This is a genomic window from Sphaerisporangium sp. B11E5, from assembly GCF_039871875.1.
Classification (GTDB): Bacteria; Actinomycetota; Actinomycetes; order Streptosporangiales; family Streptosporangiaceae; genus Sphaerisporangium.
Window position 1 is genome coordinate 33,520 of sequence record NZ_JBDPMD010000042.1, and the last position, 15,713, is coordinate 49,232.

The window sequence follows — 15,713 nt, forward strand, 5'->3', positions numbered from 1 at the left end:
TTCAGGTTGATCGCCACCCCCGCCGCAGCCACAACTCCGCCGCCTGCACGCGGTGGAGGTGGCAAACTTTTTCAGATCCCTGGCAGATATTTGCGGAGGCAGCGACCCCGGACTGACGGTCCGGCACGTCGGCGGCGGGAATCCCCGCAGCCAGGAGCGTTCTGCCGCGTCGTCCGGTTCGCCCAACCTGGCCGCTCGGCAGGGGTGCGAAGACTGTCACTTTTTTGCATCATGCTGGGCGGGGTCTTGCTGGCATATGCATGCCTCTATATGTTGCTCCCAACCGGTTCGCGATGCCCGTACAGATCTTGAGCCTCGTCGTCGGGGGCAGTCCAGGAGGGAAATATCCATGAAACCCCGCAACCTCGCGATCCTGCTCACCGCAGGACTCGCACTCGCCGCCGCGGGATGTGGCGGCGATTCCGGCACCCCCGGCGGCGGTTCGTCACCCGCGGGCTCGGCGGCGGCCGACGCGCCCGTGACGATCTCGGTGGGCTGCCAGCCCCCGAAGAGCAACCCCAAGGAGCGCGCTCAGTGGGACGCCGACGTGGCGGCCTTCCAGAAGCTGCACCCGAACATCACGATCGACAGCAAGGACGCCTTCCCCTGCATCGTCCCCGAGACCTTCCAGGCCAAGCTCGCCGGCGGCGAGATGGAGGACCTCTTCTACGTCTACTACACGGACGTCCGCAAGATCATCGCGTCCGGCCAGGCGGCCGACATCACGCCGTACGTCAGCTCCGTCACCACGCTGAAGGACATGCGCCCCGACGTCATCAGCGTGTTCAAGGAGGGTGAGAAGGTCTACGGCATCCCGCGGACCAACTACGGCACGGGCCTGGTGTACAACCGCAAGCTGTTCACCCAGGCCGGGCTGGACCCCGACGCCCCGCCGAAGACCTGGGCCGAGGTCCAGGCGGCCGCCAAGAAGATCGCGGGGCTCGGCGCCGGCTACGTCGGGTACGGCGAGTACAGCGCGGGCAACACCGGCGGCTGGCACTTCACCTCCTCCCTGTACGGACGCGGCGGCGACATGGTCACCCCCGACGGCAAGAAGGCCGCGTTCAACTCGCCCCAGGGCAAGGCCGTGCTGGAGAACCTCAAGCAGATGCGCTGGACCGACAACAGCATGGGCACCAAGCAGCTCCTGCGCTGGGAGGACCTCATGCGCATGATGGGCAGCGGCAAGCTCGGCATGATGATCGGCGCCCCGGACGTGGTGCAGGCCGTCAACAACGACTTCAAGGGCAAGTTCGACGACTACGGCGTCACCTCGCTGCCGGAGGCCACGTACTCGCTCAGCGGCGGCGACGGCTACATGTTCAACCCCAAGGCCACGCCCGAGCAGATCAAGGCCGGTCTGCTGTGGCTGGAGTACCGCTTCCTGACCCCCGGCCAGGGGCAGTTCAACTACGAGCGCTCCAAGCAGGACGGGCTGCCGGTCGGCCTGCCCACCACCGACCTGTACGGCACCACGCCTCCCGGGGTGAAGATCAACGAGCAGCGCACGCAGTTCGCGACCGTGCCGGTGGAGCACTTCAAGCCCTACGTCGACGGCTCGGCGAACATCCAGTTCAAGCTGGAGCCCCCGAAGGCGCAGGAGATCTACGCGATCCTCGACACCGCGATGTCGGCCGTGCTCACCCGCCAGGACGCCGACATCGACCAGCTACTCTCCGACGCGGAGAAGAAGGTCAACAACGTGCTGGCCAGGTCGAGCTGACCTGAGAGCTGACGGGTGCCGGCCCCGCCGGGCCGGCACCCCGCGGACCACTGCCGAGGATCAGGAGTTCAACCGATGTCCACCATGACCGCGCGGGGGTCCCGTCACCGCGCTCCGGGGGCGTTGCGGCGCGCGGTGCGCCGCAACCTGACGGCGTACGGGTTCCTGTGCGCGGCGCTCATCTGCTTCGCGTTCTTCTCGTGGTACCCCATGGTGCGGGAGTTCCTGCTGAGCTTCCAGAAGACGAACTTCGTCGGGCCACCCGAGTGGGTGGGCCTGGAGAACTTCCGCACCGTGATCGAGGACTCGGCCTTCTCCGCCGCCTGGATCAACACCGCCGCGTTCACCGGGCTCGCGCTGGTCGTCGGGTACGCGGTGCCGTTCGTCATCGCCCTCGTGCTCAACGAGCTGCGGCACGCCAAGGCGTACCTGCGGTTCGTGGTCTACCTGCCGGTGATGCTCCCCCCGGCGGTGGCGGTGCTGCTGTTCAAGTGGTTCTACGACCCCGGGCCCGGCCTGTTCAACCAGATACTCGACCTCGCGCACCTGCCCACGCTGAGCTGGCTGGACTCCACCAGCACGGCGCTGATCTCGCTGGTGCTCGTGGCCACCTGGATGAACCTCGGCACCGGCACGCTGATCTACCTGGCGGCGCTGCAGAGCATCCCGAGCGAGCTGTACGAGGCGGCGGAGCTGGACGGCGCCGGGCTGTTCCGGCGGGTCTGGCACGTCACCGTCCCGCAGACCAAGCTGATCCTGCTCGTGATGCTGCTGCTGCAGATCGTCGCCACCATGCAGGTGTTCATCGAGCCGTACCTGCTGACCGGCGGCGGGCCAGAGAACGCGACGGTCACCGTGGCGTACCTGATGTACCAGTACGCGTTCAGCTTCGGGAACTTCGGCGGCGGCGGCGCGCTCGGCCTGATGCTGATGATCGTGCTCATGGTGTTCTCCGCGGTCTACCTCCGCGTCTCGCGGGACAACGCGAACTAGAAGGGAGTGGCGTACCGATGTCGCACAGCACCGTCCAGGACTCGGGCCCCGGCCTGCGGCCGAGCCGCCCCCCGCTCACCCCGCGGGCGTCCGGCGGGGACCGGCGCCGGCCCCGCAGGACCCGCAAGGCGCCGCAGCAGCAGTTCCGGGGCCTGGTGTCCCCGCACACCCTCAGCACCACCCGGGGGCGGGTGACCTACTGGGTCGTCCTCGTCTCGGTGGTCGTCGGGTTCACCGCGGTCTTCGTGTTCCCGCTGTACTGGATGGTCACCGGGGCACTGAAGTCGCCGGACGAGCTCGCGCAGATCCCGCCGTCGTTCTTCCCGCAGGACCTCAACCTCGACGTGTACAAGGAGGCCTGGGACCAGCTCGACCTCGGCACGTTCCTGCGCAACACCGTGATCTACGCGGCGGGGGCGTGGCTGTTCACCCTCGGCATCGACGTCACGGCGGCGTACGCCCTGTCCAAGCTGCGGCCGGTGCTCGGCAAGGCCGTACTCGGGCTGATGCTCGCCACCTTGATGATCCCGCCGATGGTGATCCTGCTCCCGGCGTACCTGACGGTCAAGGACCTGCCGATCCTCGGCTTCAACCTCATCAACACTCCGTGGGCGATCTGGCTGCCGGCCGCCGCCAACGGGTTCTTCATCTTCCTGCTCAAGCGGTTCTTCGACTCGATCCCCCGTGAGCTGCTCGAGGCCGCCCAGATCGACGGCGCCGGGCCCGCACGCATCCTGTGGTCGGTGGTGCTGCCGGTGTCCCGGCCGATCATCGGGGTGGTCTCCATCCTCGCGGTGGTCAACGTGTGGAAGGACTTCGTCTGGCCGCTGCTGGTGCTGCCCGACTCCGACAAGATGCCGATCAGCGTGGGCATCTCCTCGCTGTCGGCGCAGATGCCGCAGAACGTGCTCATGGCGGCACTGGTCATCGCCAGCATCCCGGCAATCGTGATCTTCTTCGTCTTCCAGCGCAGCATCATGGCGGGTCTCACCGCCGGAAGCCTGAAGGGATGACGCGGCCGCACCGTCCCCCCACAGCCGTGTGAGCCGCCCATCCGGCTCCGGCCGGGCACCGCCCGGCACGAAACGCAACCGAACCGGCACACGCCGTACCTGTCCACGGCGCGCGCCACACACCGATCGATAAGGAGACACCCCAGCATGTCCGAAACGTGGTGGCGGGGAGCCGCGATCTACCAGGTCTACCTGCGGAGCTTCGCCGACGGGAACGGCGACGGCGTCGGCGACCTGGCCGGACTCCGGGCTCGCCTGCCGTACCTCTCCGATCTCGGTGTCGACGCGATCTGGCTCAACCCGTGGTACCCCTCGCCGATGGCCGACGGCGGCTACGACGTCGCCGACTACCGCGACATCGAGCCGCTGTTCGGCACCCTCGCCGAGGCGGAGGCGTTCATCCGCGAGGCGCACGACGCGGGCATCAAGACGATCATCGACGTGGTGCCCAACCACGGGTCCGACCAGCAGGAGTGGTTCGTGCGGGCCGTGGCCGCGGGGCCGGGGTCGCCGGAGCGTGAGCGGTTCTGGTTCGCCGACGGACGGGGGGACCAGCCGCCGAACGACTGGCAGTCCATCTTCGGCGGACCGGCCTGGACGCAGGTGCCGGACGGGCAGTGGTACCTCCACCTGTTCGCACCCGAGCAGCCCGACTTCAACTGGAGCAACCCCGACGTCGCCGAGGAGTTCCACGACGTGCTGCGGTTCTGGTTCGACCGCGGCGTGGACGGCATCCGCATCGACTCGGCCGCCGTGCTGATCAAGGACTTCACCAGCGTCGTGGAGTCGTACACCGACCACGACGGGGTGCACGACATCTACCGCGGGTGGCGCGCGGTCGCCGACGAGTACGACAACCGGATGCTGGTCGGCGAGGTGTGGCTGCCCGACCAGGAGCGGTTCGCGCTGTACCTGCGGCCCGACGAGCTGCACACCGCGTTCAACTTCGACTTCCTGGCCTGCCCGTGGGAGCCGATGGCGCTGCGCAAGTCCATCGACACCACACTCGCCACCCACCAGCCGGTGAACGCGCCCGCGACCTGGGTGCTGTCGAACCACGACGTGACCCGGCCGGTCACCAAGTACGGCCGCGCCGACACCTCGTTCGACCACGCCGACCGCAAGCACGGCATGCCGTCCGACCCCGTGCTCGGCATGCGGCGCGCCCGGGCGGCGGCGCTGCTGGCCATGGCGCTGCCGGGGAGCATGTACATCTACCAGGGCGAGGAGCTCGGCCTGCCCGAGGTCGAGGACATCCCCGGACACCTGCGGCAGGACCCCATCTGGACCCGGTCGGGCCACACCGACCCCGGGCGCGACGGCTGCCGCGTGCCCCTGCCGTGGTCGGGCACCGAGCCGCCGTTCGGCTACAGCACCGGCATGCCGTGGTTGCCGATGCCCCCCGAGTGGGGCCCGCTCACCGCCGAGACCCAGGCCGGCGACCCGGGTTCCATGCTCAGCCTCTACCGCGACGCCCTGCGCGTGCGCCGCGCCCTCGGCGGCGACGGCACGATGAGCTGGCTCGACACCCCAGAAGCCGTACTCGCCTTCACCCGCGACACCGGCCTCACCTGCGTCGTCAACCTCTCCCCCACCCCCGTCCCCCTCCCCCCGCACACCGAGGTCCTGCTCACCAGCTCCCCTCTGCAGACCGACCTGCTCCCCCCCGACACCACCGCCTGGCTCCGCACCCCCTGACCGGCCCACCACACAGCACGTCCCGGGCCACCCGGCACTCCATGTCCCCGCCCGGGCCACCACACGAGTGGCCCGGGCCCCCGGCGAGCCGCGCATCCCAGCTCCCAGCCCGAACCACACAGGCCAGCTCCCGCCGCCTGGCGCCCCCGCGACCCACGTCCCCGCCCGGGGTCATATACGCGATGGCTCGGGGCCACCCGGCGTTCCCCGTCCCCTATCTCCGCCCGGGGCCATACACGCGATGGCTCGGGACCACGCGGCGCTCCCCGTCCCATACCTCCGCCCGGGGCCATACACGCGATGGCTCGGGGCCACCCGGCGTTCCCCGTCCCATACCTCCGCCCGGGGCCATATACGCGATGGCTCGGGACCACCCGGCGCTCCCCGTCCCATACCTCCGCCCGGGGCCATACACGTGACGGCTCGGGACCACCCGGTGCTCCCGTCCCATACCTCCGCCCGGGGTCATACACGCGATGGTCTCGGGGCCACCCGGCGTTCCCCGTCCCCTATCTCCGCCCGCCACCGCACGGGTGGTGTTTCCGGCGCCGGTACGGCGGGAAGGCGGTGCGGCGAACGCGGCGCCGGCGTACGGCGGGTGCGCGGCGGGTCAGGACGGCGGGAGAATGAAGAGGTTGTCTCCCCGGTGAGGAAGGCGGTTCGCAGGCATGGTGGCCGAGCGGCGGATCCTGTTCGTGCACGCCCATCCGGACGACGAGTCGATCGGTACCGGCGCGACCATGGCGAGGTACGCCGCCGAAGGGGCGCACGTGTGCCTGGTGACCTGCACCCTCGGCGAGGAGGGCGAGGTGATCCCGCCGGAGCTGCGGCACCTGTCGGGGGACGCGCTCGGCGAGTACCGCGCCGGGGAGCTGGCGAAGGCGTGCGCGGCCCTCGGGGTGGACGACCACCGGTTCCTCGGCGGCGCGGGCCGGTGGCGGGACTCGGGCATGATGGGCGCGCCGTCCAACGACGCCCCGTCCTCCTTCTGGCGGGCCGACCTCGACGAGGCGGCGGCCGAGCTGGTGCGCGTGGTCCGGGAGGTGCGCCCCCAGGCGATCGTCACCTACGACGACAACGGCTACTACGGCCACCCCGACCACATCCAGGCGCACCGGGTGGCGTGGCGGGCGTTCGTCAAGGCGGCCGACCCGGCTTTCGCGGAAGGCGAGCCGTGGTCCCCGTCCCGGTTCTACGCCACCGCCATGCCGCTGTCCGTACTGGCCGAGGGCGTGGGCACCGGCCCGTTCGAGCTGCCCACCTCGGTGGAGGAGTACGGCTTCGGCGTCCCCGACGACCAGGTCACCACCCGGGTGGCCGGCGACGGCGAGGCCAAGACCGCCGCCCTGCGCGCCCACCGCACCCAGGTCACCGTGAACGGCACCCACTTCGCCCTGTCCAACGACGTCGGCCAGCCCATCCACCCCGTGGAGTACTACACCCGGCTGGCCGGCGAACCTGGCCCACCCGCCGAGGACGGCCGCGAGACCGATCTTTTCGCCTGAACTCCGCGACGACCCCGGCCGGCCACCGTACAGCGGCGCCGGCACCGCCGCACCACATCCCGCCGCCGCGGCGCCGATCCCACCCCGCCCAGGGAAACGCGACACAACACCAGCCGATCGCCACACAACCGCGCCGCGGCACCACATCCCGCCGCCGATCCCACCCCGTCCAGGGAAACGCGACACAACACCAGCCGATCGCCACACAACCGCGCCGCGGCGCCACATCCCGCCGCCGATTCCACCCCGTCCGGGGAAACGCGACACAGCATCGGCCGATCGTCGTGCGGCGGCGCCGGTCTCGCCGCGCGCTACGTCCCGCCGTGGCGCCGGTCCGCTTCTCGAAGGCGCGGCGGGGGGAAACCGGTGCCGGTGGGGCTACTTCACCAGGGCCGGGGGGCGGATCTTGGCGGGGGCCGTGGAGCCGCGGACCACCAGTTCTGGCTCGAAGAGCAGTTCCTCTGCCGTTACCGTGGCGCCCTCGATCTGGCCGACCAGCAGGGTGACGGCCGTGCGGCCCATCGCCTCGATGGGCTGGCGGACGGTGGTCAGCGGGGGGTTGGTGCAGTTCATGAAGGCGGAGTCGTCGAAGCCGACCACCGAGACGTCCTCGGGGACCGACATGCCGACGCGGCGTACCGCGCGGATCGCGCCGAGGGCCAGCGGGTCGCTGGCGCAGATCACCCCGGTGACGCCCTTGCGCAGGAGCCTGCTGACCACGGCCTGGCCGCCCTCGGGGGAGAACAGGGTGCGCTCCACCAGGTCATCGCCGATCTCGATGCCCGCGACCTTGGCGGACGCGCGGAACGCCGCGAGCTTGCGGCGGGAGGGGATGTGGTCCTCCGGGCCGAGCACCAGCCCGATGCGCTCGTGGCCGAGCGAGGTCAGGTGCCCGAAGGCCTGTTCCACGGCCACCGCGTCGTCGGTGGACACCCGGGGGAACTCCAGGTCGTCGGTGGCGGCGTTGACGAGCACCACCGGCAGCCGCAGCTCCAGCAGCCGGTGGTAGTGCTCGTGCGGCGCGTCCGCCTCGGCGTAGTGGCCGCCCGCGAACACCACCCCGGACACCTGCTGTTCCAGCAACATCTCGACGTAGTCGGACTCCGACAACCCGCCCGCCGTGCGGGTGCACAACACGGGCGTGAAACCCTGCTGGGCGAGCGCCCCGCCGACCACCTCGGCGAGCGCCGGGAAGATCGGGTTGCCCAGCTCGGGCAGGACAAGACCCACCAGGCGGGCGCGCTCACCCCGCAACTGGGTGGGGCGTTCGTAACCGAGCACGTCGAGCGCCGTCAGCACGGCGGCGCGGGTCGCGTCGGCGACGCCGGGTTTGCCGTTCAGCACCCGGCTCACCGTCGCCTCGCTGACCCCTACCTTCTTCGCCACTTCCGCAAGTCGCCGAGTCACGGCGCAATGATAGGTCAGGACACTGCAAACCGCTTACGTTCCTGCGGCGCCTGACCCGAATAATCACCCCTTTTAGCCGCCGAAAGGTAGTTTCACCGCTTGCAATGGTTGCAGTGATTTGCGATGCGGCAGAGTCAGTCCCAGAAGACGGCCACCCGCCCGGCGAGCGCCCGCCCCTGCGCGTACCCGGCCTCCGCGGACGGCGTGCGCACCGCCGGGTCCAAGGGGTCGGCGCCCATCGCCGCCGCCGACTCCTCGTCCGGTGTGATCAGCTCCACCCGCCCGCTCTCCTCCAGCAGGTCGATCTGCCCCGCGAGCTGGACGTCCTCCATGGGCGCGAGGATCAGCACCCGCTCGCACCCGGCCACGAGGTCGGCGTTGACCCCGGAGCGCACCCCGCCGTCCATGTACCGGGTCGCGCCGATCGTCACCGGCGGCCACACCCCCGGCACCGCGCAGCTCGCCGCCACCGCTTCGACCAGCCCCACGCCGGAGCCGCGGTGGAACACCTGGTGCTCGCCGGTGGCGGTGTCCACCGCCACCATCTCGACGCCGGCGTCCCGCGGCCACTCGTGCCGCGGCAGCCGCGAGGCGATGACGCCCCGCCGCACCGGCTCGTCCACCGTCTCGGCGGCCAGCGCCAGCGAGCCCGCCTCCTTGCGCACGGTCGCGAGGTCGGGCCCGCGTTTGTACATGTCCTCGAACAACGCCATCAGGCGTTCCACCGAGACGCCGCTCGGCAACTCGGTGTTCTGCAGCGCGGGATCGGCCTGGCGGCGGTACAGCTCCTCCATCGGCAGCCCGCTGGTGATCTGCGCCGCCACCGTGGCCCCCGCCGAGGTGCCGAGGATCTTGTCCGCGGCCAGGCAGTCGACCCCGCCGGCGGCCAGCCCCGCCAGGACCCCGGTCTCCCAGGCGATCCCGGCGACTCCGCCGCCCCCGAGCACCAAAGCTCGCTTCGTCATCACACTCCCTTGTGTCGTCCCGCACTGAGATTAACCATGGTCACCAACCGCTCTGCCCACCCGCCGTTCCTGAAGACGCCCTCCGGCTGGATAGGCTACGACGGACTTTTCCGCGCTCACGAGGAGGCCGTTTCGCCATGCGGGTCGCCGAGGCATTCCAGGCGGCGTACGGCCGCCCGGCGGACGTGGTCTGGCACGCCCCCGGCCGTGTCAACCTGATCGGCGAACACACCGACTACAACGACGGCTTCGTCCTTCCCTACGCCCTCCCGTGGGGCGTCACCGCCGCCGTGTCCCCCCGGGACGACGCCACCGTCCGCCTGTTCTCCCTGCAGTCCCCCGGCGACCCCACGACCGTCACCGCCTATCCCGAGTCCACGGGCTGGACCCGCTACGTGGTCGGCGTCCTGTGGGCCCTGCGTGAAGCCGGCCACCAGATCCCGGGCGCCGACATCGCCGTCGACGGCGACGTCCCCCAGGGCGCCGGCCTCTCCTCCAGCGCCGCCCTGGAGGTGGCCGTCGCCTCCGCCCTGAACGACCTGTACTCCCTCGGCCTGTCCCCCCTCGACCTGGCCCTCGTCTCCCAGAAAGCCGAGAACGACTTCGTCGGCATGCCCTGCGGCATCATGGACCAGGCCGCCTCCGCCCTGAGCAAGGAGGGCCACGCCCTCTTCCTGGACTGCCGCACCCTCGGCACCCGCCCCGTCCCCCTCGACCTCGCGTCCGCCGGCCTGGAACTCCTCATCGTCGACACCGGCGTCCACCACGAACTCGCCGACGGCCAGTACGCCCGCCGCCGCCAGGACTGCGAGAACGCCGCCAGGCACCTCGGCCTGAAGTCCCTCCGCGACGTCACCGACCTCGCCGCGGCCCTGTCGGAACTCACCGGCGACGAACGCAAGCGCACCCAGCACGTGGTGACCGAGAACCACCGCGTGGAAGCCGTGGTGGGCCTCCTCAGAGCGAGCGCCTCCCAGGAGATCGGCGCCCTGCTGAACGCCTCCCACATCTCCCTGCGCGATCAGTACGAGGTCTCCTGCGCCGAGCTGGACGTGGCCGTGGAGGCGGCCGTCCGCGGCGGCGCCCGCGGCGCCAGAATGACCGGCGGCGGCTTCGGAGGCTCCGCCATCGCGCTGGTCCCGGCGGACCGCCTCGACTCCGTGCGCACCGAGATCACCGGCGCCTACACCCGGAACTCCTGGGCCCCACCCCGCTTCCTCCAGGCCCCGCCGTCCGCGGGTGCCCGCCGGGTCTCCTGATCGGGCGGGCTCATGACAGCCGTGCGTCGATGGCTCGACTCTCTGGCCCGCCGGAGTGTTCCCTTCGTCCTCGGCATCCCGCCGGGACGGCCGGGGCACCGGCCCGCCCGCCGCCCGCGGCGAGAGTCGTCGCACCGGATCTGGGTTCCCGTTCTCTCCGCCCTCGCCGTCGTCGTGATCATGCTTCTTCCCTACGTCGTGCGGGAATCGCGGTCGGGTCACGTGCCGGCCACCCCGGTCCCCTCGCCGGGCCCCTCCTAGGAGAGCGGCGGGAAGGCCGGGGGGCGGCGTTCGACGAAGCTCGCGACGCCCTCGGCGAAGTCGGGGCGGGAGAAGGATTCGAGCATCAGGCGGACGGCTTCGGTGCTGGAGGCGTCGAGGGTTTTCTGCCAGTCGGCCCAGACCTGGGTCTTGATGACGGCCATGGACGTCGGGGAGCTGTTGGTGGCGAGGTCCCTGGCGTAGGTGAGGGTTCGGTTCATCAGCTCGGCGGCGGGGACGGCGCGGGCGGCGAGGCCCAGGGTGGCGGCCTCGGTGCCGGGGAAGGTGCGGCCGGAGAGGAGGAGGTCCATGGCCTTGGCGTGGCCGATGATTCTCGGCATGAGCCAGGCCAGGCCGTATTCGGCGATCAGGCCTCTTCTCGCGAAGGCGGTGGTCCATTTGGCTTCTTCGGCGGTGAAGACGATGTCGCACGCCAGGGCGTGGACCATGCCGAGGCCGGCGCAGGCGCCGTTCACCGCGGCGATCACCGGCTTGCGGATGCCTGTGGCGTAGGTGGCGGGGCGTTTGTCGGGTTCGGTGTCGTAGGTGCCGTCCTGGATGGCGTCCAGGGTCTGGAAGTCGGCGCCGGCGCAGAACGCCCGTCCGGCGCCGGTCACGACGATCACGCGGACGGCGGGGTCGCGTTCGGCTTCCTCCAGGAGGTCGAAGTACCGGCGGCCCATGGGGTCGGTCCAGGCGTTCATGCGGTCGGGGCGGTTGAACGTCAGCGTGAGGACGCCGTCCTCCAGGGACGACAGGACGAGCTCGGACACTTGACCCTCCAGGATCGGCACACCGCTACAGAATTATGTTCTATCACTCTTGCGCCGGATACGCCGGATGGTGGACGAAGGCCGGGGACAGCGGCACATCGTCGTAGTAGCGGTGGAAGACGGGGGTGGTGGAGCCGGACAGCGGGGGGACGATCCAGGACCAGTCGGCGGGGCAGAGGCGGCCGGAGCGTTCCTCCTTCTCCAGGTGGGTCAGGAAACGGCGGGACTCGGTGTGGTGGTCGGTGATGGTGACACCCGCGGCGGCGAACGAGTGCAGCACGGCCACGTTCAGCTCCACCAGGGCCTGGTCCTTCCACAGGGTGCGGTCGCTGGAGGTGTCGAGACCGAGACCGGCGGCGACCTGGCCGAGACGGTCGTAGCGGTCACGGTCGGCGAGGTTGCGCGCGCCGATCTCGGTCCCCATGTACCAGCCGTTGAAGGGGGCGCAGGGGTAGCAGACGCCGCCGATCTCCAGGCACATGCCGGAGATCGCCGGGACGGCGTGCCACCGCAGGCCGAGGCCGGCGAACCAGTCGTGCACGGGGTGGACCAGGGGCACCTCCAGCACCGCGTCGGACGGCAGGGAGGCCAGCAGCGGCGGCCGCTCCCCCGCCTCGATCACCAGGGGGAGGACGTCGAAGTGGGTGCCCCGGGCGCCGGTCCACCCGAGACGCAGCGCCTCGGCGGTGATCTCGACGTTGCGGCCGTCACCGGCCACGGTGCCGTCGGGCAACGGGTAGCCCGCGTACCGGATGAGCTGCTCGTTGCGGATGCGCGGCCCGGGACGCCCCGGGCGGTCCTGCGCGAACACCGTGATCGTGGGCCGCACGCGCCCACCCCCGGTGGCCTCCCGCAGGTGCGCGACGCACTCGGCGGCCACCCCCTCGGCGTCGTCCACGAAGCGGTGGTCGCGCACCCGCAGGGACCGCCAGTACAGCCGCCCGATGCACCGGCTGCTGTTGCGCCACGCCACCCGCGCCCCGAACGCCAGCTCCGCCGCGGTGTGGGTGTAGGTCCCGTACCGCGCGATCTGCCCGAGCACCTCCCGCAACCGCGGCCCGAGCGGCCCCGCGCCTCGCTCCTCGCCGTGGAACAGCCGCAGGAACCGCTCCGCCTCCCCGGGATCCACCGTCCCCGTCCCGGCTCCCTGCCGGTGCGGCACCACGGTCGGCGGGCTCCCGGCCGGGACCGCCGGGAGGGGATGGGAGGGCAGCCGGGATCTCAGCCACGCCAGCATGTGACCAACGCTCTCTCACGGGTGGCGTCACCGTTTCCGGGCGGTGGCGGGCACCCCGAAGGGGCAGCGGCCTCTCCCCGCTGCGTCGGCACGATCCGCGGCGCCGGGCCCGGCGCTCCACGGTGACGCCTGGCGATCAGACGGACGCGTGGTGCGACAAAGCACGGCAGATGCACATCTTGGTGCATCGGCTGGGTTTTGTCGTGCCATACCGCAAAGGAGCATGGGTCACGAGACCAAGGAAGCCCGATCATGGCCTGGGACGCGCCGGTCGTGGATCGGGATGCGGCCGGCTCAGACGTGTCTGCGCGTGGGCACCCGGTGACGTACCGTCGAGGGCGTGGAGTCCGTCACCGGCATCGCCTCATTCCTGCGGAACATCCCTGACCGCTTACGGAGCCTCCGTGACCTCATACGGAGCATTCCTAAACGGCCGTTGAAGATGGGGCTTTCACCCGTGGAACGACAGCAGGTCAGGGAGTTGCACCTGCGGATGCGGCGGGTGTTTCCCGCCGGGGAGCCGATGCCGCCCGGGGTGCCGGCCAGGTTCCGGGAGTTGACCAGACAGTATGCGGTGGGCCATCGAAGAGAGCGGTGGGCCGGGTCGGCGATCCTGAGTGTCGTTGTCCTGGCGTGTCTGGTCGTTCCGTTCGTGGCGGGGACGGCCGGGTTCGGGCTCGGCTTCTGGGCATCGCTCGGCGCGTTCTTCGCGGGATGCGCCGTCGTCCTCCTGGCGCAGCGGACCTCCCCCTTGCGGACGGTCGGCGACCTGCTGGCCCATGTGGTCCACGTCGGGCTCATGTTCCTGATGGGTCTCGCTCTGGTGGCCGTGGGCCTGGGCCCGGATGAGCGGGCCTGGCCATGGGGCGCCCTGGCCGTCGTCGGCTTCTCATGGTTCGCGGCGATCTTCCTCCTGTCACCCGTGGCCCGCCTCCTGCACAGGCTCGCCACGAATCTTCTGTTCGTCCGCCGGAGTCCCGAGGCCGTGCTCATGTCCCACGCCCTCGCCGCGCTGGACCTGGCAGAACGATCGCCCTCGTCGCAGGACCGGCTCCGGCTCGCCCGGCTTCTCGCCGCCATGGCCGTCCTCGTCCGCCGCGACCTGCCCCGTGCCTTACGCACACCGGACAGGGCCGTTCAGGCCATGCTCCAGGCGCGGTGCGCGCAGGCGGCCCTGGCGATCCAGGAGTACGAGGGGCAGGCGGTCCTCCCCGCCGCCGGCACGCGGCGCACGTTGTCCGACGATCTGCGGAGACTGGCCGCGGCCGTCATCACCGCCACCTACGGCGACCTGCCGGAGCCCGCCACCGGTCAGACCGAGACCAGGTGGCGTCTCGCCGCGGCCCTGCGGATGCTGCGCCTCGGGGCCACGGCCTGCCTCGGCCCCGCGTTGATCGTCGTGCTCGATCGGTGGTTCACCCCGAGCTGGTGGCAGGAGTACCGGGAGGCGGCCGTCATCGGCGCGGTCCTGTGGGGGCTCGGCACCGTCTACGCGATGCTCAACCCGCACTACCGCGATCCGTTGGAGGTCGCCCACAGCATCCGCGGGCTGATCTCGGGGGAGAACAGATCGGCCTAGCGCCGGTGACGGGACGGTGTGCCGGCCCGGGGGACGGCGATCCGCGCGGAACGACTCAGGCCCCTGATCTGTCTTCCAGATCAAGGGCCTGAGTGCACGTTCCCTGGCTGAGCCAAGCTCCCGCGATAGGACTCGAACCTATAACCTGCCGGTTAACAGCCGGCTGCTCTGCCGATTGAGCTACACGGGATCGTGTGGTGCGCCGCCGCCGGAGGGGTGGACCCCCTGTCGTGCGGCGCGGAACTAGATTAGCGCATTCCGGAGGGTGCGTGTCGCACCTGGACCGTTCGATGCGGCCGCGAAGGCGGCAAAACCACCTTCGGCCGCGAACAGCCGCGCCTCGGGAACCATAACCCCCCGCGCTCAGGGTAGGGGTGGCGGAGAGCGGGATGCCGGGAGCGGCATATGGAGGTGACGGATGCGATACAGATTGACGTTCACCGTGGGACTGGCCATCGGCTACGTCCTCGGCAGCCGGGCGGGACGGGAGCGGTACGAGCAGATCAGGCGGCTCGCGCAGCGGGTCTCCGACAACCCCATGGTCCAGCAGGCGGCCGGCCTCGCCGGTGCCCAGGCGACCAAGGCGGCGGAGGCCACGCGGCACAAGCTGGGCGACGTGCTCGGCGACCGCGTGCCCTTCCTCCACCGCAACGGCTGGAGCGCCGCCACGGAGGACACCGGTACGGGATGGCCGGAACGGGAGATGAACCGCATCACCTGACCGACCGCAGATGGACCGCGGCCCGCGTGAGCTCCCCTCACGCGGGCCGCTTCCATGTTCACGGTTTCCCGCCGCCGTTCCCCTCGCGGAGGGTCAGACGCCCATGGTGCGGCGCAGGTCCTCCAGGGCCTGTTCGGCGGCGGCGCGCAGCCCCGGGTCGGTGGAATCGAGACCGGGGTCGAAGACGAGGTCCCACTCGGCGGCGTCCTGGCCGGGGACGCGACGGGCGACCATGCGGACACCGCCTCGATCTCCGAGGCGGACGTGCCGGTTCACCAGGATGGAGGAGGTCACCCGCTCACGTACCGCCTCTGGGACGCGGCCCGGCTCGGGCACCAGCACACGGCGGACGGTGCCGTCGGTGGCCGTGACACTCAGCCCTTCCTGGTCCCACTGGGCGCGGTCGATGCGGTGCCACGGCAGGGACGTGGCCCCGGGCAGGTGCAGCGCCCGGTCGGTGACCACGACGAAGCCGTCCGGGGTCCGCGCGTGCACGAGCACCCGCTCGCCGGGCTCCAGCGTGACGCCCGCCTCGGCGGGAAGGCTCCGCGAGCCCCAGGAAAGTCGCATGACGGAAAC

13 protein-coding genes and 1 tRNA gene are annotated in these 15,713 nt (G+C 70.9%); 8 read left to right on the top strand and 6 right to left on the bottom strand.

Annotation, left to right across the window (positions count from 1 at the left end):
* The first annotated feature begins 349 nt into the window (after positions 1 to 349).
* The 5 genes from ABGB17_RS29505 to mshB all read left to right on the top strand — a co-directional run bounded on the left by ABGB17_RS29505 (position 350) and on the right by mshB (position 6,932).
* On the top strand, positions 350 to 1,723 hold the full coding sequence (locus tag ABGB17_RS29505) for an extracellular solute-binding protein (protein WP_347635335.1): 1,374 nt from the start codon (positions 350 to 352) through the stop codon (positions 1,721 to 1,723).
* 75 nt (positions 1,724 to 1,798) lie between these two features.
* A complete protein-coding gene (locus tag ABGB17_RS29510; RefSeq protein WP_347635337.1) occupies positions 1,799 to 2,716 on the top strand; it encodes a sugar ABC transporter permease in 918 nt (305 codons plus the stop codon).
* 17 nt (positions 2,717 to 2,733) lie between these two features.
* Positions 2,734 to 3,729 carry a carbohydrate ABC transporter permease gene (locus ABGB17_RS29515; protein WP_347635339.1) on the top strand — a complete coding sequence of 332 codons (996 nt, stop codon included), beginning with the start codon at positions 2,734 to 2,736 and terminating at the stop codon, positions 3,727 to 3,729.
* Positions 3,730 to 3,876: 147 nt separating this feature from the next.
* Positions 3,877 to 5,427 (top strand): glycoside hydrolase family 13 protein, encoded by a 1,551-nt coding sequence (locus tag ABGB17_RS29520; protein WP_347635341.1) that lies wholly within the window; start codon positions 3,877 to 3,879, stop codon positions 5,425 to 5,427.
* Positions 5,428 to 6,098: 671 nt separating this feature from the next.
* Positions 6,099 to 6,932 carry an N-acetyl-1-D-myo-inositol-2-amino-2-deoxy-alpha-D-glucopyranoside deacetylase gene (gene mshB / locus ABGB17_RS29525; RefSeq protein WP_347635398.1) on the top strand — a complete coding sequence of 278 codons (834 nt, stop codon included), beginning with the start codon at positions 6,099 to 6,101 and terminating at the stop codon, positions 6,930 to 6,932.
* Between the two features lie 378 nt (positions 6,933 to 7,310).
* Here mshB and ABGB17_RS29530 read toward each other — a convergent pair whose 3' ends face one another.
* Together ABGB17_RS29530 and ABGB17_RS29535 are read right to left on the bottom strand one after the other, a co-directional pair.
* A complete protein-coding gene (locus ABGB17_RS29530; protein ID WP_347635343.1) occupies positions 7,311 to 8,339 on the bottom strand; it encodes a LacI family DNA-binding transcriptional regulator in 1,029 nt (342 codons plus the stop codon).
* Between the two features lie 134 nt (positions 8,340 to 8,473).
* Positions 8,474 to 9,304, bottom strand: coding sequence for a patatin-like phospholipase family protein (locus ABGB17_RS29535; RefSeq protein WP_347635345.1), 831 nt, complete (start codon positions 9,302 to 9,304; stop codon positions 8,474 to 8,476).
* Positions 9,305 to 9,441: 137 nt separating this feature from the next.
* Here ABGB17_RS29535 and galK point away from each other — a divergent pair, with 137 nt between their 5' ends.
* On the top strand, positions 9,442 to 10,563 hold the full coding sequence (galK, locus tag ABGB17_RS29540; RefSeq protein ID WP_347635347.1) for a galactokinase: 1,122 nt from the start codon (positions 9,442 to 9,444) through the stop codon (positions 10,561 to 10,563).
* 257 nt (positions 10,564 to 10,820) lie between these two features.
* Here the strand turns inward: galK and ABGB17_RS29545 are convergent, their stop codons facing one another.
* Both ABGB17_RS29545 and ABGB17_RS29550 read right to left on the bottom strand, forming a co-directional pair.
* Entirely contained in the window at positions 10,821 to 11,597 is a 777-nt protein-coding gene (locus tag ABGB17_RS29545) for an enoyl-CoA hydratase (protein WP_347635349.1), read from the bottom strand.
* 43 nt (positions 11,598 to 11,640) lie between these two features.
* Positions 11,641 to 12,834 carry a nitric oxide synthase oxygenase gene (locus ABGB17_RS29550; protein WP_347635351.1) on the bottom strand — a complete coding sequence of 398 codons (1,194 nt, stop codon included), beginning with the start codon at positions 12,832 to 12,834 and terminating at the stop codon, positions 11,641 to 11,643.
* A 574-nt stretch (positions 12,835 to 13,408) separates the two neighbouring features.
* Here ABGB17_RS29550 and ABGB17_RS29555 point away from each other — a divergent pair.
* A complete protein-coding gene (locus ABGB17_RS29555) occupies positions 13,409 to 14,413 on the top strand; it encodes a hypothetical protein (protein ID WP_347635353.1) in 1,005 nt (334 codons plus the stop codon).
* Positions 14,414 to 14,530: 117 nt separating this feature from the next.
* Here the strand turns inward: ABGB17_RS29555 and ABGB17_RS29560 are convergent.
* Positions 14,531 to 14,603 (bottom strand) — tRNA-Asn (locus ABGB17_RS29560).
* A gap of 228 nt (positions 14,604 to 14,831) precedes the next feature.
* Here ABGB17_RS29560 and ABGB17_RS29565 point away from each other — a divergent pair.
* A complete protein-coding gene (locus tag ABGB17_RS29565) occupies positions 14,832 to 15,134 on the top strand; it encodes a YtxH domain-containing protein (protein WP_347635355.1) in 303 nt (100 codons plus the stop codon).
* Between the two features lie 93 nt (positions 15,135 to 15,227).
* Here the strand turns inward: ABGB17_RS29565 and ABGB17_RS29570 are convergent, their stop codons facing one another.
* Positions 15,228 to 15,704, bottom strand: a complete 477-nt coding sequence (locus ABGB17_RS29570) for a hypothetical protein (protein WP_347635357.1) — start codon at positions 15,702 to 15,704, stop codon at positions 15,228 to 15,230.
* Between the last annotated feature and the right edge of the window lie 9 nt (positions 15,705 to 15,713).